Raw genomic sequence first — 21,042 nt, 5'->3', positions numbered from 1 at the left:
CTCTATCATACCTTATTTCGCTCTATTTCTTCTACTAACTCGGATAAATAAGTCCATCTTTCCATCGCCGCTTCGAGCTCGGCTGCGGTTTGCTGCTCTTGCTCGTAGAGATCGCGCACACGGTCGTAGTTCGTGCTGTTGGCCGCGCTCTCCGCTTGCAGCGAGGCAAGTTTGTCTTCCAAAGCGGCAATGACGCTCTCGATTTCGTCCCATTCCTTCTGTTCCTTGAAGGTGAGCTTCTTCGGGCGGGCGCTGCCGGAAGTCGCGGAGTTCTGCGGCGCTGCGGAAGCTTTCGCTGCGTCGTTCTTTGCGTTGCTCGCTTGGCGAAGCCGTTCTTTCTCTGCTTGCTCCGCTTCCTCCTGCTCGCGCAGCTCTTCCAGATAGTCCGAATAGGTACCGAAATAGGGCTCTATCCTACCCTTCCCGTCGAAAGCAAACAGATGTGTGACGGTCCGATCCAAAAAGTAGCGATCATGGGACACCGTGACGACGGCGCCCGGGAACGTATCGAGGTAGTCCTCCAGGATCGTCAGCGTCTGAATGTCGAGGTCGTTCGTCGGCTCATCAAGCAGCAGCACATTCGGCTCGCCCATCAGCGTGCGCAGCAGGTACAGCCTCCGGCGTTCACCGCCGGACAGCTTGCCGATCGGCGACCATTGCAGATTCGGGGAAAAGAGGAACCGCTCCAGCATCTGGGCAGCGGAAATCGTTTCGCCGTCCGCGGTGCGGATCTGCTCCGCGCCTTCTTTAATATACGCAATGACCCGCATGTTCGGGTCCATTTCGATGTTCTCCTGCGTGTAGTACGCCAGCTTCACGGTTGCACCGGTTTCGATGACGCCGCTGTCCGGCAGGATGCGGCCCGCGAGCATGTTCAGCAGCGTCGATTTGCCGCTGCCGTTCGGCCCGATGATGCCGAGGCGATCCTTCGGCATCACGATGTAGCTGAAGTCGCTGAGCAGCGTCTTCCCTTGGCTAAAAGATTTGGAGATGCCTTGCAGCTCCATCACCTTTTTGCCCAAGCGGCTGCCCGCCAGCGCCATGTCCAGCTTATCCGCGGGACCGTCGACCTTGCGGTCCCTTAAGTCTTCGGCGCGCTGCACGCGCGCCTTCTGTTTGGTCGTCCGCGCCTTCGCACCGCGTCGCAGCCAAGCCAATTCGCGGCGAAGCAGATTCTGCCGCTTATCTTCGGAGGCGGCTTCGGACTCCATCCGCTCCGCCTTTTTCTCCAGGAACCACGCGTAGTTTCCTTCATAGCTGTAGACCTTGCCCCGGTCGAGTTCCAGGATGCGCGTCGTGACGCGCTCCAGGAAGTACCGGTCATGCGTCACAAGCAGCAACGCGCCGCGCCATTTGCTGAGGAACTCCTCGAGCCAGATCGCGGTCTCGTTGTCGATATGGTTCGTCGGCTCATCCAGAATGAGCAGATCCGCCGGCTGAATGAGCACGCGTGCCATCGCCACGCGTTTGCGCTGCCCGCCCGACAGGAGGCCGACGGGCTTGTCGAACTCGCTGATGCCGAGCTTCATCAGCACGGTTTTGGCAATGGTGCCGGCTTCCCAGGCACCTTGCTCATCCATGCGCGTCTGGGCACGGAACAGACGCGTTTGTTTGGCTTCGCTGGAGGGGTACGCCTCCAGCTCCGCAAGAGCCCGCTCATAGTCGCGGAGCGTGACCATGAGCGGGGAGTCCCCGTGGAATACTTGCTCAAGGACCGTGGAGTTCGGATCGAACTCCGGGTTCTGCGGCAAGTATTCCACCCGAAAATGGTTCGCGTGCACAAGCTTGCCGCGATCCGGGGATTCCAGCCCTGCCAGCAGCTTCAGCAGGGTCGATTTGCCCGTGCCGTTCACGCCGATCAGGCCGATGCGCTGTTTTTCGTTGAGCGTGAACGAAATGTTGTCCAGGAGCACTTTGTCTCCGTATGATTTGGTAATGTCGACTGCACTTAGTATATTCATTGCACCGGCTCCTGAATGTACGCCGCAAGCAGCGCAGCCGTATTCACGACGGCATCCATATGGGTTCGTTCCATGCTATGCGACGCATGCACGCCCGGTCCCACCAACGCAGCGCGAATATCGCGGCCGCCGCGGAGCGCTGCGGAAGCGTCCGAGCCGTAGCGCGGATAAATATCGACCGCATAGCCGATTTCCAGCTTTTCCGCCAGTTCAATCATGCGCGTCGTCATCTGATAGTCGTATGGGCCTGACGAGTCCTTGGCGCAAATCGACACATCCAGCTCGCTGCCGCTGAGATCGTCGCCGAGCGCGCCCATATCCACCGCGATGAAATCCGTAATATCCTCTGGAATAAACGCCGAGCCGTGGCCGACCTCTTCGTACGTAGAGAAGAAGAATTTCACCGTATAAAGCGGTTGAATCCCTTCCTCTTTGATCAGCCGAAGCAGACCGAATAAGGAAGCAACACTGGCCTTATCGTCCAAATGCCGTGACTTGACATATCCGTTCGCCTTCACCTGCACACGCGGGTCGAACGAGATGAAATCGCCGACGCGAATGCCGAGCGCCTGCACATCCTTTTTCGATTTGACCAGCTCATCGATCCGCACTTCCATGTTCGCTTCATCGCGCTTATACTCACGGGCATCTTCGTACACATGCACGGACGGCCGCGAAGTTAGAATCGTGCCGTCATACATACGCTCGTCGCGCGTATGAATCTGCACGTATTCGTTTTCAATTGCGCCCATCATAAAACCTCCGAGCGATGTAATCTTGAGCGTGCCGCTCTCTTTGATAGAGCGCACCATAGCCCCCAGCGTGTCCACATGCGCGGAAATGCCAATGACCCGCTCCGAGCGGCTGCCCGGAATCGTGACGATGCCGCACCCTTTATGGGTGTATGTCAGCTCGAGCCCCAGCTTGCTCACTTCCTGCTCGACCTTTTGCATAATGTGATGCGTATACCCGGTCGGGCTTGGCGTCCGCAGCAAGAGCTCCAGAATTTCAGTCATATATGCTTTGTTTAATTTCGATTTCAAACAGGAACCCTCCCTTTTCTAGAGGTCATTCTATAAAAATAATCTTTCGCGCAAACACACAAAGAACAGTGCAGCCGTTAGAAAATTGCTCTTCTAAGGATACTACACTGTTCTCCTTGGTTTTTCAAACTTAGATTAGCTGATAAAGTCAACGCAGATGGAGGTGCCGTCCAGCACCGTCTTCATATGCGCCTTAACGCCCTCATGAATCGGATGCTTGTCGTATACTTTCAAATCGTCCAACGAATCGAATCTCGTAATGAGCGCGATATCGTAGGAACGCTCCGAGTGAAGTACGTCTGTCCCCACTTCAATCGACTTTAACACGGGGATTTTGCCTTCCATGTTCGTCAGCACTGCTTTCGTTGCTTCAATCGCTTCCGGGCTGCGATCCTTCAATTTAAAAAATACAACGTGTGTCAACATGTGAAAAGCCTCCTATTTTGTAATTGCCGCCGACCAAGCTTCGACATCCCAAATGCGCGATACCCAGCCTTCGTAAAACTCCGGCTCATGGCACACGAGCAAAACTGTGCCTTTGTACGATTTCAGCGACCGCTGCAGCTCCTCTTTGGCGACGACATCCAAGTGATTCGTCGGCTCGTCCATCAGCAGCCAATTGCTTTCCTTCATCAGCATTTTGCATAAGCGGACTTTGGCTTGCTCGCCCCCGCTCAGCATGCTCATGGCACGTGTGATGTGCTCGTTTTTCAAGCCGCATCTGGCGAGTGCGCCGCGCACCTCATTCTGCGTCATGGACGAGTACTCGTTCCAGACGTCCTCAATCGGCGTCAAGCCCGGCGCCTTGACTTCCTGCTCGAAGTAGGCAGGACTCAAGTAGTCGCCCAAGTACGTCGTGCCGCTGAACGGTTTAATTTTGCCCAAAATCGTCTTGAGCAGTGTCGATTTGCCGACACCGTTGCAGCCGACGATCGCAATTTTCTCTCCCCGCTCGATCTGCACGTCCATCTGGGGCAAGAGCGGCCGATCATAACCGATTTGGAGTCCGCTCGCTTCAAATACGATTCTACCACTCGAGCGCGATTCTTTGAATACAAAAGTAGGCTTCATCGCCGTTTCCGGCTTATCGATCCGCTCAATTTTCTCCAAATGCTTTTGCCGGCTCTTTGCGCGGGTCGACGTCGACGCTCTGGCCTTGTTGCGCGCGATAAAATCTTCCTGCTGCTTGATATACTCCTGCTGCTTCTCGTACGCTTCCAAATGCTGCGTTTTATTCATGTCCGCCATCTCCAGGAACTTCTCATAGTTCGCCGTGTAGCGGGTTAATTTCGTAAATTCGAGATGATAGATGACGTTCACGACTTCATTCATAAATTCCGTATCGTGAGAAATGAGCATGAACGCATACGGATACTCTTTCAAATACTGCTTGAGCCATTCGATATGCTCGACATCCAGGTAGTTGGTCGGCTCGTCAAGCAGCAGCACCTGCGGCTTTTCCAGCAAAAGCTTGGCAAGTAGCACCTTCGTCCGCTGCCCGCCGCTGAGCGAAGTCACGTCGCGGTCGAGGCCGATGGCGTTCAAGCCGAGCCCGTTGCCCATTTCTTCCACTTTCACGTCCAACATATAAAAATCGCCGATTTCCAGCTTCTCCTGAATTTCACCCATCTGCTCGAGCAGCGTCTCCAGTTCCTCCGGCGAAGCGTCGCCCATGCGATCGGTAATCGCCATCATGCGCTTTTCTTCTTCATACAGCGGCAGAAACGCATCCCGCAAAATATCGCGAATCGTCTTCCCCGCTTCCAACACGGAATGCTGGTCCAAATAACCGTAATGCACACGCGGTGTCCATTCGACTTTGCCCGTATCTTTGAGCAGCTTGCCTGTCAATATATTCATGAGCGTAGACTTCCCTACGCCGTTGGCTCCTACGATGCCGACATGCTCTCCCGCCAGGAGGCGGAAAGAGACATTTTTAAATAACGTGCGATCCCCAAAACTATGGCTGAGCGCATCAACCGTCAAAAGACTCATTCTGTCAAACAAACTCCCGTCTCATTCAAACTGCGCGCAAATTGCACGCGACTCCTTATTATATCACCCCCGCCGCATAAGAGGAAATGATCTTTATGACGAAACCCGAAACGTTAGCTCGACTGAAACGAGACGAATCACATCCCCCTCCTGCAGCGGATATGGCTGGTAAGCGACCAACGGCTTTCCGTTCACCTGCGTCCCGTTGGTTGAGCCCGTATCTTTCATCGCCAACTGACCCTCCTCGCTCCGGATGATTTCTGCGTGAATTCGGGAAATGCCCGATACATCCAGCACCAGACTGACCGCAGATTTAGCCTCACCCCGCCCGATCGTAAAAGGGAAAGAAGTTACCTCTGCGGACAGCGTCTTGCCATCCAGAACGTAATCTAATCGCGGACCTTTCGTTTGCCTGCTCATCCCGCCAAGAAAGACGGTCGCCTGCATATTCCCGCCTTGTCCGAGCATTGTTGTATGAAGCGGAAGATTGCGATAATAGTCCTCTACGTTCATAGGAGCTCGAGACAGATGAGCTTCGCTTCCATCTTGAAACGCTGTCGCCGCTCCATGCGGTGATGGTTCCTGCCGCTCTGCACGCGTCTCTTTAGCCAGCCTCGGGAAACCTCGAATATGCAAGATGAGTGCCAGGACGGCGAACAGGATCGAACAGCCGACCGCAAATTGAAACTGAGCTGTGCCCCTCTGATCCAAGTATTGGCTCCACACGTATGCGCAGACGATCAGCATCGCACTAGTCCACATCCAACGAGCACGGCTGCTTAGCGGTGTAAACAGAAGCTGCCTTTTGGCGTCACCGGTTGTCACGTTCGGCAGTAAGAGCTCCCTCGGTTGTTTGGTCTGCCGAACGGGTCCAGGCAGGGCGCTTGCGTACAAATCCGAGATAGAATCCATTGACGCATCACGACTCGTTGATGCTGATCTTTCCTCCATGCTGGACTGCGCGCCTCCCCCCGCCTGGTCGGGAGCAGCGGCAAAGAATCCGTCTTCACCTCGAAGAGAAGCTTCGCCAGGCTGACTGTTAAGCTCACTTAATGCATCACGCAGCGCCTTTAAACTCGTCTCCGTGCCATGTTTCTCTAACCACAGCTCAAGGTCAGACCGGTCACGATCGACCACATACTGCACAAGCCGCCGAAAAAAGTCCATGACCGTGTCGCTTCCTTGCGTCGTATCGCCGTTTTTATCTGCTTCCGCTATCGGCACATACGTCAAATAGACGTCCGACCATTCTTTGCCCACGAACATGAAGTGCTCATTCAGCACAAATTTCGGTTCATCCAACATATAATTTCCACTTTCCAGCAAGGCTGTACATATCGAGGTCATCAGCTTGCTCACATGCTGCAAAGACAGCGCCTCCACTTGAACCCATGAGGCCAGCATACGTGTTGAAGCAAGCTCGTAGTATAGGCGAATGCACTGGTCCACCTCCTGAATGCGAAAAGGAAGCAGAAATGGCGCCGGATTCGCTTCAAGCATCTTGACCTGCAAAGCGTCCAGATCCGACCATTTCAGCCCATCCTCCTTATAGAGCTCCATACAGTGGCCATACTGGCTGCTAAATTGTACCTGTAACCCATAAACGGATTGCAACATCATTCCTTCACCCCATCTACACGAACGAATAGTACCAAGCCATTGCTACTCCGGGAACAACGGCGTACATAAAAGGAAACTTCAGATTAGGCTGTTTCTGCAATTCAAATAGCCCCTCAATGCGTCTAAGCGCGACAAAGGTGAACAGCCATCCGGTCAGCCGAGCGCTTGTCGCCCGTACTTTTCTGCGGACGATAAGGAGGAAGGCGCCTATGACGCCCGCGCAACAAATCGCATATACCCCCGTTTGCAGGACAAAGCCCGTCCCCATCATCGCACCGATCGCCGCAAACAGCTTCACATCCCCTGCGCCTAAAGCGCCAATGAGATAGAGCAGCAGCATCGCCATAAACCCTGTCAGGCTGCCGGTCACTGCGTACCCGATGCCGCTCCACCCCTCTATCGCTCCGTGATACCCAACACCCATGAGGGTTCCCAGTAGTGTCAAGGCGTTCGGAATGATCGCTTTGCTGGCATCCAGCACAAACGCAATTCCAATAATCAAGAAAAGCATGATATGAACCACCTTTTTCCCTCCCCGCTATTTTCTAGCCTGATGCGCCAATCCATGTGCGTTCCATCGCTCGCTTGCGTAAGATGACGGTCCGGCTCATAAAAGGAATCGGCAGCCGGTACGTAAGCTGCGCTTCAATGACGAAATTGGCATTTCCGTCTTGCGTCAAACTCGGGAGCTGCACATCCGTTACCTGGAAACTTGCTTTATCAACCACAGCCTCATTGCAAAACCCATAAACAATCGGTGTAAACGCCGCCAGCATCCGCGATTTCACTTGTTCGTCCACGAATTCGTCCCATTCTCCTTGGAGCGCAGCTTCGCCAGATTCCCGCTTCTCCTTCTCCCAGCGTACAAGTTCCAACACCGCATCCGGAATATAAGCCGCATAGTCGTCAGCAAGCGACTCCGCTGACGTCACGCCGTTTCTCGCCGCCTCCACCTTGTCAATGGCGCTTTGAATGGCCGACGCTGCGCTGCTTTGATTCCATTTTTCCGCCGCCTCCTGGACGAGCAGTCTCACCGGATAAATTTGTCCGGCAATCGTTTTTGTTGCTTCAGAGACGCCGACATTCAGTGCCATTTCCAACAGAGCTAACTGAACACAGACGACCAAACCCATGACAAACGCAAGAAAGAATGGCAAAATCAGCGCTGCCTCGAGCACAATTCCCCCGGAGCGCTCTTTCATTAACTTTATTAGCAACCCGCTCCCCCTTCCGGCGCTATCAGATCAAGTTCAATAAGAAACGACCGTCGATGTGTGAAATTGACAGCTAGTTCCTTGAACTTTGCAGGTTAAAAGACCGGTGCCATCCAGCAGCTTCATGACCTGCGGAATAAACCAGAGCCTGAGTTCGCTAACGGCATTCGCTTGCAGATAGGTCGTCGTCTGCGTCAGATCGACTCTGCTGTTTAGCTCAATCAGCGACTGCATTCTGGCAAGCAGCTTGCTGTTGTTGCTGTGCAGCATCATGAAGATGCGCAGATAGTCTTTATACGTCAGCGTCAGCGCTTTACCGCCCAGCTTGGCTGACAATTCCACCGCTTCCCCTTTCACGAGCTGGCTCATGTCCTGATAAGCTTTCACCGTTCCTTCAGCTGCAGCCACTAACAGAACAAGCATCGGCGAACCGATATTCAGCAGCTCCTTTTTCGGATCCAGCAGCGCTTCCAGCGTCCGAATGGCCGCACGGAAAGCGAACATTTCGCCATACGCCGACGCCATATTGGCCGTGCAGGAAGAGAAGCCGTAGAGCAAATACTCGGCCTCCTGCGCTGCCAAGGCGTGCGCGGCAGGATCTGTCAGCGCGTTCGCTTTTTTCACATCGCCGGAGCGGTCTTTCTCCAGCCCATAGGTTCTGTAATTAAATTTAGTCAGCCCATATTCGTTCAAGTAAAGCTCGTCACGAACGACTGCCGCTGCTTGATTGAAAGCTTCGAGCAGGCTCATGGCGTGCAAGGCAAATGGCTCGGCTTTCTCCGTCTCTACCGGTATTTCACTGCCGAACGAAGCCGTTTGACGATTAACCGTCATGTATTTCTGAAAAAAGCCGTTCGATTGTCCTTCGCCCTGCAGCTTGTCGTAAAGGTCGCTGTCTCCATCTGCAACCCCCGTAATGGAGCAGCCACCGATCGCCTGCTTGGCTTTATCAAGTACATTCTGGATCTTGCTGCGCTGATCGTTTTTCTGACTTTGGGCCGCCTCGTTTGCGCCAATTCTAGCTTGTTCCAAGGGCTGCTGCTTCGCATAGAAGCTTGTCGATGCGTCGCCATAGGCATCATTCGCCTGATTCGCTTCCGCAGTCTTATCCCCAGTAAACAAGTAAATATTTGCCATTTTGGCTTCAAACGCGGCAAACAGCGCCGTCATCCCGGCTATCCCCGTCTGATACTCGTAAAAATATGCCTCCCCTAGGACCGCAACGTGGGAAAAGACATCATTCGCTGAATTCGCTGAGGCTTGTCCGGCAGCTCCTACTTTGGACCGGATATCTTCATTGATCGTCTTAGCTTCCCTTAACAGCCCCTCGACCTCTTGCTGCAATTGCTGAACGACTTTGACCTGGCTGCTTGCTTCTAGCTTTGTTGCCGCCAGCAGCGACGCATACGTCACAATATCTTGAAGCAGTTGCTCCAGATCGTTCATTTTTTGTGAAAGCTGGCTCACCTGATTCGCGAGCGTTTGCTTGGAAGCTGTGAGCGACTGAATGCCGGCAGCGGCAGCTTCACCCGCACGAGCAAGTGAAGCGATCGACGCATCAATGTCGCGCATCGATGCATAGAGCGATTCCAACTGCGATCTGACATTCGCAATTTCACTCCGCACTTCATCGGCGGTATGCAGGCCAATGCGCGATGCCAGCGCATCAAGCTCGGCAATTCTTTTCGCATAATCCGTGTGATAGCCGGCAAGCTTTTTGTATAGCTTTTCCGATGTGTCCCAAGCTTCGTCTAGCTTCTGCTCCCGCTCCTCGATTCTCCTCTCGATCTCCGCCGCTTTTTGGGTGAAGCTCGATCCGAATCGAAACGGTTCCGTCATGCCTTGTTTCGTAAATTTATCCGCGATTTCGAGCGTGAACTCGATCGGCGCCTTAATTTTCATGTCTTCCAACACTTGCTGTTTGAATACGACATGGCTGGACAGCGCGTACACCGGCGTCAGTCTCAGCGTGCCGTCTACTGGCTTCGTATCCGCCCAATGAAGTCTGGTTGCGGTAACAGCACCAGATAAGTTATTCGTGAACATCTCCTCGAAAATCGCCTGGGATTCCGGTTGAGGCTGTGCGACAGCGTACAGACCGTACTGCTGAAGCTTCGGGTCGAAAGCCGACAGCACGGACCTGGCTGCTGCGTCAACCGCAATTTGCGACTCTTGGCTTGCCGTTTGTATTCTTGCGAAATCAATTAGCACGGCTTGAAAAATGAAAATCGGAACGATAATCAAGATGAGATACACCGATACCGCCCCGTTAGCGGAATAAAGAAAACGCCTCAAAGGTTCTCCCCTTTCTAATTATGAATAACGACAACGATCCCTTTCCGTTCAAGCTCCTTGCGAAAAGCGTCAGAGGGCATTCCTTTTCCGCTGGCATCCTTTTTGAAAAAGTGCCAAACAACCCCCTTAACAGTCGCCCCCTGCTCCAGCAGCTCCACATCCTTGGGGAGTTGCTCCGCACGCAGCTGGCTTTCCGTCATGCTGTAAAAGGCTTGGTGCGCAATCCCGCGACCGTCCAAGGCGTCAATCGTTCTGCTTTTGCCGGACGGGGTCGTCAGCACGACCTCTGAGCCGCCGACGAGCGACCTCAAGTACGTGGAAGCCTGCCGTTCGGACTGAATCGAGATGCTCGGTCCCGACAACTCCTCGTGCGCAGGTTCAACCAGCGCCTCCTTCGCTTTTGCTGGCGAAATGCGATCCTTGATTGCAGAGAAATAGGTGCGAGTGATATCCGTCAGTCGAATTAATTCCACTGCATCCACAACATGCGTCACGGCCTTGCCACTGGTGCGATCCCCATTCAACCATTTCTGAAACACCGGCGGCGCCATGAACGATTTCTCAAGATCCACTTCGATCTGGCGATCCACCAACAGATTGCGATAGCTTGCCGTTCCTTCCACGCCGCGAGGGAGCAGCTCACCGGCTCTCACCAGCTTGCGCTCGACCAGATTTGCCGGCTGTGATGCAGTCAGAGCGATCGTCGTCTGCCCTTGCTGGAACAGCATGCCGAATAAGTCGAGCACATGGTCGCTAGACAGCCGCCAGTACAAGCCGTCCGATTCACCCGGCGAGTAGCTGCCGGACGCAATGTTTTTGCGGCTGTTGTCCCACGTCGCTGCAAGCCGCTCGGCGGCCGTTCCCGCCCGCTCCGCGACAAATACGCGCTGATAGGCATACAGGCCCGCAAACAGAAGCGTGATCGTGCACACCAGAATGAGCGGAAAAACAAGCGAGGCCTCTATCGTGTAACTGCCTCGCTCGCTGCGCAGCAAAGTGAATCGGATTTTACGGCGCACAGCTTGTCGTTGGGCTTGGCGCGCACGGAGCGACGGCGCTGTTGTCTTTCAAATCCGAGTTGGCGTCCCCGATCAGCTTTTGAAACCAAGAAACGATCCACTTTCTGAAGATAATGGCTATGGCAACCAACACTGCGACAATCAACAAAATTTCGAGCGTACCCAGCCCGTCCTCCTCTTTCCAAAAACGCCTTATTGCTTGTTTATATGCAGACATGTCCGCACCTTCCTTTACCAGTTTATTGATTCATGATGAGCAGCGCAGGACTCCCCACAATGACCATCACGACGATAAAAATAACGACCATTGGAAACACAAGCTTCGACGAAGCTTCTTCTCCCAACGTTCGCGAAACCGCTTTGCGCCGCTGCCACAGCTCAAGAGAGAGCGCTTGGAGCGCGTTCACAAATTCGCTGCCGCCACGCTTGTGATTCAGCAGCAGCGTCGAAGTAAAGAGGGAAATTTCATGCAAAGCGCAGCGCTTGCTGAATTCCTCCAGCACTTTGCCGAAGGAAGCATTCATTTCCAGCTCGTGCACGGCGATCAACAGCTCTTTGTATAACGGGGATTGCGCCTTGTGCGGCTTCGCCCTGACAGCGCGAATCCAGGCACGATTCACGGTCTCGCCGGCGTTCACGAGCAGGATCATCGTGCTGAGAAACTCCGGCAGCTCGATGATCATTTCCTGCTGCTTGCGGCGTATTCTCGCATCCAACTCGCGAATCATCAGCAGTGGAGTCACAGCCGCAGCTAGCACTCCGAGCAAGAGCAAGCTGATCTCCCCTCCGGCAAGTGTGAACAGCAGGGCAAACACCGTAAGACTTAACGCGCCTGCTGCAATCGCCTCGGCCAGAAATAATTTGGCCCCTTGCGCCGCAAAGCTTCTGCCATGCAAAACGAGCCATTTATGATGAATTTTGGCCGTCAATTCCGGTAATTTCTCCATTATGCGCAGCTTATCGATGAGAAACAGGCTGAAAGGAAACAACCACGTCAACCGGAACTTCTCAGCTTCCTCCTTGGGCAAAGGCTGGCGGGTACTATGCCCGCGCCCGATCCCCCATACCAGGCCGATGCCGGCCAGCGGCAGCATACCCATCCATTGCATCCACATGGTTACACCTGAATATTCATAATTTTTTGAGTGGCGGCGTAGCACACACCTAGAGCAAGCAAAGCTCCCGTCATAATGAGCAAGCCCCCTCCCCGGTACAGCGGAACCATATAATCCGGCGAGGAGAACGCCAGCACCGCCACAATAACGATCGGGGCAAAAAGCAGCACCCGGGCTTCAAATTTCTTTTGCGCAACCATCACGGAAATCTCCTGCTGAATCTCAAGTTTTTCGCCGATGATCGCCGCCGTACGCTTCATCACCTCAATCAGGTTACCGCCGGTTCGCTTGCAGGTTAGAAACACATCCGTAAAATTACGAATATCGTCAACATGGCTCCGCTGAGCAAAATGCAGCAGCGCTTGTTCGATCGGCTCGCCGGTTTCAACCTTGCGGCAGATAAGTCCAAACTCCTGAACAATAAAGCAGCCGTGGTCGGGATACAGCAGCTTCAAATCCTCCCACGCATCGCGAAAGGCCGACTCTACGGATTTCCCAACTGTCAGCGAAGACGACAAACAGCTCAGCGCTTGCTTGAATTGCACATACAGCTTCTGCTGCTGCCGGGCAATAAGCTGTTTTCTCCTGTAACGCGGGAACAGTGCTCCGCTTAACGAAAGCAATGCGGCGAGGGGCACGCTTTTATAAAATACATATCCCACCGCAAAAGCCGGGATCGCCAGCATCAGCACCGCTGCCACTTTTTCCCGCCTGGAAAGATCATACTCGTTGTAGTTTCGATAAATGTGAATCACACCGCTTCACCTGCTTTGCTATGCGTTTGAAACCATGAAGGAAGCATTTTGCCGGCCATGCGCAGCTTGGCTTCATTCCACAGATTTTCTCCGGTATAGACCAGCTCGCCAAGCACCTTGCCTTCCTCCGTCTCACCTCTTTCAACGAAACGAAATAGCGGCTGCAGCTCGACCTCACCTTCCTTCAAGCCGACCACCTGATGAATCTCCGTAACTTTGCGCGTACGGTCCCGCATCCGGGAGATGTGAACGAGAATATCGAGCGCAGACGCAATCTGCTTACGAATAACCTCAATCGGCAGCGGCGCAGCGCTAAGCACCATCGTCTCCAGGCGGCTAAGCATATCCTTTGAGGAGTTGCCATGGCCCGTGCTAAGACTTCCGTCATGTCCTGTGTTCATCGCCGAAAGCATATATATATAATAGGTTATATTTATTATTCTAATTTGCAGGAATCTGTTTTCATATGTGGAGGCGATGTGACATCCCTGTCCAGTCTTCTGCGCCATCCCAAACCAGCATTCGAAAACCGTCTCTCACGCTGCTTCTCCCAAGAATTTGACATTATACATTCAAGTGATAATTCATACGTTAATCCTTCAAATTTATTCAATGACGCAATACTGTTGCGAGATTTGGATAAAAGAAAAGGGATGCTACTATTGCATCCCTTTTAAATCTTGTGTAATTTTGTCGATGATACTTTTTTTAATGAAAATATCACCTGCATAATATGTTGATATATCGTTATCTACATAGTTGTAGATAATTTTTCCATTAGCAAAACTAATAGTCTTGTTAGTCAAATTCGTTTCTACTGGAAAAAGGCTGGTGTTGAAAGTAGTTCTAAATAGAGAAACATATGGAACACTATCTATCAACAACTGCTTGTTGTCATTATCAAAGGTCATATGTTCATCTATTACCTGCAGGTCTGACATGATATTACCCCTTTCTTTAATTATAGAATCACTATTTACACTTACTGCCTTACTACCCAATTCAACTGTTTTTGTAGAATCATTCCAATTAACATCTTTATTAAATGTAGTTGCAAAATCTCTTAACGGTAAATAGGTAGTTCCATTATAAGTGATTGGTGGATTTTGCAATTCTAATTTAGTTCCATCTAATGTAATAGGTAGTGATGGATTCAAATATGCTTCAATTTTTTGTAAAGTTGTGTCTGCGGCAACAGCAGTTGATGCTGTCAAAGCACTCCCAATTATGATTCCAGTTATAAGTTTTTTCATATTTTGCTCTCCATTCGATTAATATTCATCATACTCTCTATTAAACATAATACTTACAGCTACATTTGAACTCTCATCCACTCGCATTCGTACTCATGCAATGAATCATTCTTACAAACCGTTGAAATTTATTTTGAAATTTCTATTTAAGACAATTCCGAAAATTTGCTCTAAAATGATTATTACTTGTTCCTCAATCTTTGCGTTTGATTGTGAGTACGTAATTATGAAATGCAACCATCCTTTCGCTTTTAATCTAACTGCTTTTTCATCATCACGCTGTATGGCTCGATTAGTAGAATGAACATATTCACCATTAAGTTCAATTGAAAATTTGTAAGTAGATTCTCCTTTGAAAATCACAATTGGAATGTCTACCTCCTTGTCCCCTAAAATACCCATTTCATCAAATCCTAAAATCACTTCTATCTCGATAATATTCAGGTTGGAAATGATTCTCTCAATATGACTTTTAAACATGTATCGAACCATATCTTGAGAATTAGAGAATGAGTTTGATTTTCTCCTTGTTTTCCTAGAGTTAGCCACTATTTGTTGATAGTTAATTACTCCGCTTCTTACTGAATCCTTTCTAGCTTGAGCAGGTGTTTTCGAAAATCCAAAACTTTTAATATGCCTTTCAATTTTTTTCTCATTTTGCCCAATAATACTAGCAATTTGGGCTGCTGACATGCCATCAATAATATACTTTTGATGTATGAAATCCTTATATTCAATGCCAATAACTTTTGGACAAAGAGCAATTAAATCTTTTGTGCTTTGATCAACAAATTCAGGAAATAAGATGTTTCGCTTATCTGCTAACCTTTCTTTGTACAAACTCGCTTGGACTGGATCTGAACCTCTTAAATGTAATTTTTGGGCTATTTCTGTAGGAGATAACCCCTCACTAATTAATTCTTTGCAAATGTCAACGAACCGTCTACCAGTTTCTTTTTCAATTTGCTTCGGTGTTTTCGTGTAGATCAAGAATCTCCCCTCCATTCGTGACTATAGTCTACGTATTTTACCACAAATCACCATATGTAGACTATAGTCCGTAGAGGTTACCCCTTCTCAATTCAATAATGGTCTAAAAAGGAGTTTATTCCTTTGACCATCCAATACATATTCGGAAATATTTTGAAGCAAATAAGAGAAAACAGAGGAATATCACAGGAAAAACTAGCCTTTGATTCCAGTTTAGATCGTACTTATATAAGTATGCTTGAGCGTGGTAAGAGAAAGCCCACAATCAACACGATATTTTCTATTTGCAATGCACTGCATATGAAACCGTCAGAATTGTTGCAGCTAGTTGAACTAGAATTTGATAACCAACCCCATTAGCCAACACTAAAAGACCCCTCAGAAGCGATTCTGTAGGGGTCTGATTTCGTTCAATGCGGTTACTTAAGCCTTACATAAAAGAAGAATTTTATGGAAGGTACTTTTGGGTCATTTACGAGTCATCTTATCTAAAGAATAACTTCAAGCGAACTTATCAGCCTTTCAGGAGTAACTTTAAATCCAGACCATTTGTCATTACTTACTTCGTTTCTATTCGCTACAATCCTAAAATGTAATTCCAAAGAAACGGATTGATTTTTCACTTCAATTGATGGTATCAACCACATTGTATCTATTTCGTTTTTGGCTTGGTCAAAATAAACACACAATATATAAAAGTTATCAGAAACTTTGAATGAACTCTTTTGAACCTGAAAATCCAATCTGTTTTTGAATCCACTAGTTGTAACAAACCTTGATTTCACTTGCAGGAATACAACATTAAAGCATCCCTTACGATTCACCAATAAGTCGATACCGTCATCATCAACTATTGGAATACTTACATTGATTTGACCGTCTGATACTAGAGTCAGCATGTTAGCTATTTGGGATTCGATAAGCTTTCCCTTTTGGACTGAAGAAAGTAGCATTGTTCCTCCATATGTCTAGCTATCTAAAGCCATTCTTAATGAGAATTGCCTTAACAGCTCGTACTTCTGCTTCTTTTGTTTCTATTTCCTTAAATTTCAAGGTGATTTCCTCGTTTGATACCTCCAAAATATCCACTATCTTTTTAACAAACTGTAACCTAAATAGGTCTTGAAGGTATTCTTGTACATTCGTGCAGTGCTTATAAAACGTGGGTAGTGAAATTCCCAAACCTAATGTTGAGGATAGTCTTTCCCAAATTGCTTTCTTAGACCTTAAATGTGTGAATGACTGTAACCATTGATCTAAGTAACACTCTTTTAAGAAGTTTATAGTATCTTTTTGTATCTTGCTAAAATCTTCAACGAGTGTTTTGTAGTTTTGTAATGATTGTTGAGTTACCCAAAAATTTGATGATACTGATAATCCTGAATCATAGTAGTCGTTTGTGAAAAGGACATGAGTTTGATTACAAATATGGCAACTCATAAACCATTTTTCTTCATTCCTGCCCCAATCATCTGAATAACTTTCAACGGTATATGTACTTCCACCACAAGGACATGGATTTTTCCTCTCAAAGTCCTTATCCCAAGACATTGCCCTTCCTCCTTGCTTAATTATATTCCATGTGGATTCCCATATTGCCCATACATTAAAATCCTGGCTGTTTAATGCTATTTTCACCATTAAATATCCCAAAAATAGCAGTACCATATTTCTCAACTTAACTTTGCTAAACACTTTCACTTCAAGAAGTTCCGCTTACGTACGTGGATATTTAGCAATCATATCTTCCATCTCAGCGTTATTATATAAGAAATAAGCTTTGATTTGTTCTTTTGCCAAATATTTTGTTGAATAATGGCATTTCTAAGTTCTCTTGACTCTTCAAGTTTGTTATATGGTAGTTCAATGGTTTACATTTATGTTAATAGTCGTATCATACCATATCCAACCAATTTTGCATTCAATTTAAGACTTACTTCACCAGTTTAAGATGACTTCCCTTAATCTTCAAAACACATTTCTCCCTTATAAACGTTACTCGCTCAATCACTACCATTTCACCATCAAATTTTTTAATCTTAGACACACAATCCAACACTCCACCATACCATACCTCAACTTCCAAATTAGCGTTAATGCAATTTTGAAGTTGCTCATCCGTTTTAATAACTGTTCTGTTTCTCATCATCATCTCTCCTTTTGGGAAACAAAAAAGCACGTAGAAATAAAGGCTTTCGCCAATATCTCCACGTGCTTCGTGGTTTCCGTTCATATGATTAATAAGTACAATGTATACCACACGAGGAGTTTTGTAAAGCTATTTTAGATATTCGCATTCCTCTTTATATCATCTAAATTAATAGCGAATCCATCTTTAACTATTATTTGACCTTATAAAGACATAAGTTCTTTTCGCTAACTCTTTAGCTTCTTCACTAAGATCATCATAACTTGTAATATGCTTTATAGCTTTTTCACAAAACTTAACCTTATCTTTTATTGTCCCTGATTCTTGAGCGTAGCTTCCTCTCCTTTGTTTATTTATTAATTTTCCTTCTATAAAACTTCCTAAATATTCATTTTTATAGTTGTCTTCTGTAAAAACAGATGTAAATTCTAATTCTTCTATTTCCAAGTATTCATATTCAGCAATGACTTTTTTTAGCACATCGAGTTTTAATAAATTCTCTATCTCTTTGCAATCCAGGCAATAATATCTTTCTTGTAATTTTTGCTCAAGTTTTTTCTGTCTACTCAATTTCCTTTCACTATCTTTATCAGTAATCAGAAATAACTTACTGCAAAGTTTTCCAACATCCATTGATTTGAATGCCCCATCTTCATCTGTCTCGTCATCTAAAAATGACCAATGGGTAATGTTATTTCCGCTATACTCAACAAATGAAAAATGATAGTCCTCTCTGAGTATTTCCTTCTCTCCAAGTTTCAAATATTCTTGATACAATTTCAGGTAATGTCTTACATAATATCTATCTGTAATTCCCTCTACCCAAATTGTACAGTTAGATAAAAAAACAGAAGAGTTTTTAACTCCAAGTATTTCTAATGCACTATGGTTTTCATTACTAACATTCTCAACAATAAAATTTGATGGAATCTCCTTCCCTACTTTCTCACCAAGCAATTTTCTAAAAGTATAGACTGATATCTGACTATAATCTAAGGTTAAATCCAAAAAATGATTCGAATGAGTAGTAAAGAAGAATTGAGTATTTTTAAACTCTTCGCTATTATATAAAATCTCTATAAGTCTCCTTTGCAAACCTGGATGTAATGAAATTTCAGGTTCCTCAATGAATACTAGCAATTTTTCGTTTTGATAAATGAACAAAGGAAAAGTAAAAATTATGATAGTTTGAATTCCATCACCCAAGTTATAAATAGGCTGTTCTTTTTCATCACCAATTTTTATAAGAAGTACGTCAGAATCACGATCAGCGGTAAGTTCAACTTTCTTTCCACCAAAAAATTCCTTACTCAAAAAGACTTCGTATCTATCTAATCTTTCCCTTTTCTCATATTTACTCAACCTCAACTCTTGAATCCAGTCATACATTTTATACCCAGAAAATATTGATAACCTCTGAAACATCTGAAAAAAATCTTTATCAAAATAATCTTTATGTGTTCTTTCCAGGTTCAAATCATTGGTCTTAGAAAGTGGCCTTAGCCCTCTTAAAGATGGGAAATAAATCCTTCTAAAATCAAATGAAATTTCCTCTCTATTTTCTTGCAACTGATATTTTAATGTGTTTCCTAGGTTCTTAATCTTCTTCACTAGTTCATCTTTATTTCCAATTGGTAAGTCTCTTACCATAGCACCATTATAAAAAATCACTCCATCAGGAGAAGGTCTTTCTAATTTGCTAACCACATTCATTATTCGTGTTAAGTGGTCTTTATTAATATCTATTTTTTCAATCTTTTCTATAAAATCTATACTTTGTTTAATACCTTCATAATCATCTATTTTATATTCATTAAGTATTTGAACTACTTCATCTCTCATCCGTTTCTTAAGTTCATTGATAGAATCAATAACAATGGTACTTGGATAGAAAACTAAATCAGTTAAAGAAAACAACTTTCGTAAAAAAACACTTTTTCCTGAGTTATTTTCTCCAACAAAAATATTTATTTTGGATAAGTTTGGTAATACCTTATTTCTTCGATCATCAATATTATAATTTACGAACATTGTTTTAGATAGTACAATATCTTTTATAAAATAACTCATATTACCTCTCCTAATTTAATTTGTTGTTCAGTTCATTTTTTATTTTTCTAAATAAATGAACATGCCCATCAAAATACAAAGAAAAAGCCACCTTCTTTGAGGTGGACGTCCTAAAGCTCCAAGATGATATTATACTAGAAATATTAAAAGTATTGGAAACAGTAAAAGCAATCCAATAAATAGCCACTTAATAAATCGTTTGGTATTATATTTGAAAATTAATGTTAAATTTATTCCTTTTAACTTTCTTCCAATTACAAGTCGTTCAAAATCTACATTGTTATGATTATCAGTCAAAGACAAAATATCATTATATTTTGTTTCAAGTACATATAACTCATCAATTATTTCTATTTTACTTTTGAACTCAACTTTCCTTAGCAACAGCTTTATTTCATTTTCTAAACTATCTAGTTTAAGATATGATTCTTTGAATTGTAGTGCTTTTTGTTTAAAGCCAATTGAAGACATTACTAGTGTTATACCAAATAAACCAACGGATAAAATTACTGTACTAAGTGCAATATGCTTTGTTTTATCACTGTTGGGGTCAAGAACAAGCGACCAAATTGAAAATGCTAATAATGCGAATGTATAATAATTTATGATAATATCAGAAAGTACGTTATTTAACTTTAACCTCGATTCAGCTTCTATTCTTGTTTTTTTTGTTTTCCACACTCGTTCATTTAATAAATGCTCAATTTCTCCTATAAGTTTATCCATTATTCACTAGTCCTCACTAAAAGATTTCAAGAAATAGACTGAACATCTCGCTCCAATTCCTTAACGGAAATATACATTTTATTTTTAAAAGCAATTCTAATTTGTTCATCAGATAAACTCTCAATTGTATTTGAAGTAAACTCAAAAACATCAACTAAAATACGTTTTTGCTCAGAAATCGAAAAATCTTCTGCTCTAGGAATATAATTTGATCTCCCACGCTTTTTTATAATTTCAAAATATGTGGTAACGAATTTTTTAATTCTTTTTTTTACATTAGGCTTAATGTTATTAATGGTACACAACTTATTATTAATAAACCAATCCAAATGATAAAGTATTGATAAATCGTCTATTTGAGAGTAGAAAAATAACCATCCATATTTTTTGTTATCTAAGATAAACCCAGTAATTCTCAGATTTAACTTCCATAGAAAAACTTGCCCATTTTTATTATTTTTATAATCAGAAAAAATTTCAACTAATGAGTTTTCTAATTTTAGTAGATTTCTATTTTTCACGCTAAAACCGTAGATGTTTTTTATCTTGTTTATTTTTTTATACTTATAACCAAGATAGTCAAACCCTTTTGTGATTAGCCCTTGATCTTCCTTTTCATTCACTTCAAGCTTTAATTTATCTTTAAATTCCTTTTTAATTGAGTTCATGAGTCGATGCTTATCTTTTTCATTACACAATATCAAAATATCATCGACATATCGAAAATACTCAACATTCTTTTTTTGTAAAAATTTTTTATCTGCATCAGATAAATAAATATTTGCAAGAATACTAGAAATAGAGATCCCTTGGGGACAATGTCATTAAGATAAGGCA

At 45.7% G+C, this 21,042-nt stretch carries 21 protein-coding genes and 1 pseudogene; 1 reads left to right on the top strand and 21 read right to left on the bottom strand.

Features of this window, described 5'->3' with window-relative positions:
- Positions 1–5 precede the first annotated feature (5 nt).
- The 15 genes and pseudogenes from ABE504_RS33000 to ABE504_RS32930 all read right to left on the bottom strand — a co-directional run bounded on the left by ABE504_RS33000 (position 6) and on the right by ABE504_RS32930 (position 15,260).
- Entirely contained in the window at positions 6–1,961 is a 1,956-nt protein-coding gene (locus ABE504_RS33000; protein ID WP_430096979.1) for an ABC-F family ATP-binding cassette domain-containing protein, read from the bottom strand.
- Positions 1,958–2,977 (bottom strand): M42 family metallopeptidase, encoded by a 1,020-nt coding sequence (locus ABE504_RS32995; RefSeq protein ID WP_430097005.1) that lies wholly within the window; start codon positions 2,975–2,977, stop codon positions 1,958–1,960. The genes ABE504_RS33000 and ABE504_RS32995 overlap by 4 nt, the downstream gene beginning before the upstream one ends.
- A 162-nt stretch (positions 2,978–3,139) precedes the next feature.
- Positions 3,140–3,430, bottom strand: a complete 291-nt coding sequence (locus tag ABE504_RS32990; RefSeq protein WP_430096978.1) for a Dabb family protein — start codon at positions 3,428–3,430, stop codon at positions 3,140–3,142.
- Between the two features lie 12 nt (positions 3,431–3,442).
- The gene (locus ABE504_RS32985) at positions 3,443–4,999 is read right to left on the bottom strand and encodes an ABC-F family ATP-binding cassette domain-containing protein (RefSeq protein WP_430096976.1); all 1,557 of its coding nucleotides are present in this window, start codon (positions 4,997–4,999) and stop codon (positions 3,443–3,445) included.
- Positions 5,000–5,092: 93 nt separating this feature from the next.
- A complete protein-coding gene (locus ABE504_RS32980; protein ID WP_430096974.1) occupies positions 5,093–6,616 on the bottom strand; it encodes a DUF6382 domain-containing protein in 1,524 nt (507 codons plus the stop codon).
- Between the two features lie 16 nt (positions 6,617–6,632).
- A complete protein-coding gene (locus ABE504_RS32975) occupies positions 6,633–7,130 on the bottom strand; it encodes an A24 family peptidase (RefSeq protein ID WP_430096973.1) in 498 nt (165 codons plus the stop codon).
- A gap of 34 nt (positions 7,131–7,164) precedes the next feature.
- Positions 7,165–7,836, bottom strand: coding sequence for a TadE/TadG family type IV pilus assembly protein (locus ABE504_RS32970; RefSeq protein WP_430096972.1), 672 nt, complete (start codon positions 7,834–7,836; stop codon positions 7,165–7,167).
- Between the two features lie 33 nt (positions 7,837–7,869).
- Positions 7,870–10,128, bottom strand: a complete 2,259-nt coding sequence (locus ABE504_RS32965; protein ID WP_430096970.1) for a hypothetical protein — start codon at positions 10,126–10,128, stop codon at positions 7,870–7,872.
- 14 nt (positions 10,129–10,142) lie between these two features.
- On the bottom strand, positions 10,143–11,147 hold the full coding sequence (locus ABE504_RS32960) for a TadE/TadG family type IV pilus assembly protein (protein ID WP_430096969.1): 1,005 nt from the start codon (positions 11,145–11,147) through the stop codon (positions 10,143–10,145).
- The gene (locus ABE504_RS32955) at positions 11,137–11,364 is read right to left on the bottom strand and encodes a Flp1 family type IVb pilin (RefSeq protein ID WP_430096967.1); all 228 of its coding nucleotides are present in this window, start codon (positions 11,362–11,364) and stop codon (positions 11,137–11,139) included. The genes ABE504_RS32960 and ABE504_RS32955 overlap by 11 nt, the downstream gene beginning before the upstream one ends.
- A gap of 22 nt (positions 11,365–11,386) precedes the next feature.
- Positions 11,387–12,256 (bottom strand): type II secretion system F family protein, encoded by an 870-nt coding sequence (locus ABE504_RS32950; protein WP_430096965.1) that lies wholly within the window; start codon positions 12,254–12,256, stop codon positions 11,387–11,389.
- Between the two features lie 8 nt (positions 12,257–12,264).
- Positions 12,265–13,017 (bottom strand): type II secretion system F family protein, encoded by a 753-nt coding sequence (locus ABE504_RS32945; protein ID WP_430096964.1) that lies wholly within the window; start codon positions 13,015–13,017, stop codon positions 12,265–12,267.
- Positions 13,014–13,430, bottom strand: a pseudogene (locus ABE504_RS32940) (ATPase, T2SS/T4P/T4SS family); the annotation flags it as partial. The gene ABE504_RS32945 and the pseudogene ABE504_RS32940, both read right to left, overlap by 4 nt.
- A 246-nt stretch (positions 13,431–13,676) precedes the next feature.
- Positions 13,677–14,270 (bottom strand): stalk domain-containing protein, encoded by a 594-nt coding sequence (locus ABE504_RS32935; protein ID WP_430096962.1) that lies wholly within the window; start codon positions 14,268–14,270, stop codon positions 13,677–13,679.
- Between the two features lie 111 nt (positions 14,271–14,381).
- Positions 14,382–15,260 carry a hypothetical protein gene (locus tag ABE504_RS32930; RefSeq protein WP_430096960.1) on the bottom strand — a complete coding sequence of 293 codons (879 nt, stop codon included), beginning with the start codon at positions 15,258–15,260 and terminating at the stop codon, positions 14,382–14,384.
- Positions 15,261–15,383: 123 nt separating this feature from the next.
- Between ABE504_RS32930 and ABE504_RS32925 the strand changes: the two genes are divergently transcribed.
- The gene (locus tag ABE504_RS32925) at positions 15,384–15,620 is read left to right on the top strand and encodes a helix-turn-helix domain-containing protein (RefSeq protein ID WP_430096959.1); all 237 of its coding nucleotides are present in this window, start codon (positions 15,384–15,386) and stop codon (positions 15,618–15,620) included.
- Positions 15,621–15,748: 128 nt separating this feature from the next.
- Here the strand turns inward: ABE504_RS32925 and ABE504_RS32920 are convergent, their stop codons facing one another.
- From ABE504_RS32920 to ABE504_RS32895, 6 genes are all read right to left on the bottom strand, one after another.
- Positions 15,749–16,213 (bottom strand): hypothetical protein, encoded by a 465-nt coding sequence (locus ABE504_RS32920; protein ID WP_430096957.1) that lies wholly within the window; start codon positions 16,211–16,213, stop codon positions 15,749–15,751.
- Between the two features lie 19 nt (positions 16,214–16,232).
- Positions 16,233–16,811, bottom strand: coding sequence for a hypothetical protein (locus ABE504_RS32915; protein ID WP_430096955.1), 579 nt, complete (start codon positions 16,809–16,811; stop codon positions 16,233–16,235).
- A 382-nt stretch (positions 16,812–17,193) separates the two neighbouring features.
- Positions 17,194–17,406 carry a hypothetical protein gene (locus ABE504_RS32910; RefSeq protein ID WP_430096954.1) on the bottom strand — a complete coding sequence of 71 codons (213 nt, stop codon included), beginning with the start codon at positions 17,404–17,406 and terminating at the stop codon, positions 17,194–17,196.
- Positions 17,407–17,595: 189 nt separating this feature from the next.
- Entirely contained in the window at positions 17,596–19,479 is a 1,884-nt protein-coding gene (locus tag ABE504_RS32905) for an AAA family ATPase (protein ID WP_430096952.1), read from the bottom strand.
- Positions 19,480–19,608: 129 nt separating this feature from the next.
- Positions 19,609–20,205, bottom strand: coding sequence for an SLATT domain-containing protein (locus tag ABE504_RS32900; RefSeq protein ID WP_430096950.1), 597 nt, complete (start codon positions 20,203–20,205; stop codon positions 19,609–19,611).
- Between the two features lie 26 nt (positions 20,206–20,231).
- Positions 20,232–21,011, bottom strand: coding sequence for a reverse transcriptase domain-containing protein (locus ABE504_RS32895; protein ID WP_430097003.1), 780 nt, complete (start codon positions 21,009–21,011; stop codon positions 20,232–20,234).
- Positions 21,012–21,042: the final 31 nt, after the last annotated feature.

It is taken from the genome of Paenibacillus oryzisoli (assembly GCF_050467285.1).
GTDB classification, from domain to species: Bacteria; Bacillota; Bacilli; order Paenibacillales; family NBRC-103111; genus Paenibacillus_E; species Paenibacillus_E oryzisoli_A.
The sequence above is the reverse complement of the archived record's forward strand: the minus strand, read 5'-3'. Positions and strand labels throughout refer to the sequence as shown.

Excerpts from the sequence above, each read along its gene's own strand:
- ABE504_RS33000 (WP_430096979.1), bottom strand. The coding sequence starts at position 1,961 with ATGAATATACTAAGTGCAGTCGACATTACCAAATCATACGGAGACAAA.
- ABE504_RS32995 (WP_430097005.1), bottom strand. The coding sequence starts at position 2,977 with ATGACTGAAATTCTGGAGCTCTTGCTGCGGACGCCAAGCCCGACCGGG.
- ABE504_RS32935 (WP_430096962.1), bottom strand. The coding sequence starts at position 14,270 with ATGAAAAAACTTATAACTGGAATCATAATTGGGAGTGCTTTGACAGCA.
- ABE504_RS32975 (WP_430096973.1), bottom strand. The coding sequence starts at position 7,130 with ATGCTTTTCTTGATTATTGGAATTGCGTTTGTGCTGGATGCCAGCAAA.
- ABE504_RS32950 (WP_430096965.1), bottom strand. The coding sequence starts at position 12,256 with ATGCAATGGATGGGTATGCTGCCGCTGGCCGGCATCGGCCTGGTATGG.
- ABE504_RS32985 (WP_430096976.1), bottom strand. The coding sequence starts at position 4,999 with ATGAGTCTTTTGACGGTTGATGCGCTCAGCCATAGTTTTGGGGATCGC.
- ABE504_RS32990 (WP_430096978.1), bottom strand. The coding sequence starts at position 3,430 with ATGTTGACACACGTTGTATTTTTTAAATTGAAGGATCGCAGCCCGGAA.
- ABE504_RS32905 (WP_430096952.1), bottom strand. The coding sequence starts at position 19,479 with ATGAGTTATTTTATAAAAGATATTGTACTATCTAAAACAATGTTCGTA.
- ABE504_RS32980 (WP_430096974.1), bottom strand. The coding sequence starts at position 6,616 with ATGTTGCAATCCGTTTATGGGTTACAGGTACAATTTAGCAGCCAGTAT.
- ABE504_RS32910 (WP_430096954.1), bottom strand. The coding sequence starts at position 17,406 with ATGAGAAACAGAACAGTTATTAAAACGGATGAGCAACTTCAAAATTGC.
- ABE504_RS32920 (WP_430096957.1), bottom strand. The coding sequence starts at position 16,213 with ATGCTACTTTCTTCAGTCCAAAAGGGAAAGCTTATCGAATCCCAAATA.
- ABE504_RS32915 (WP_430096955.1), bottom strand. The coding sequence starts at position 16,811 with ATGTCTTGGGATAAGGACTTTGAGAGGAAAAATCCATGTCCTTGTGGT.
- ABE504_RS32900 (WP_430096950.1), bottom strand. The coding sequence starts at position 20,205 with ATGGATAAACTTATAGGAGAAATTGAGCATTTATTAAATGAACGAGTG.
- ABE504_RS32955 (WP_430096967.1), bottom strand. The coding sequence starts at position 11,364 with ATGTCTGCATATAAACAAGCAATAAGGCGTTTTTGGAAAGAGGAGGAC.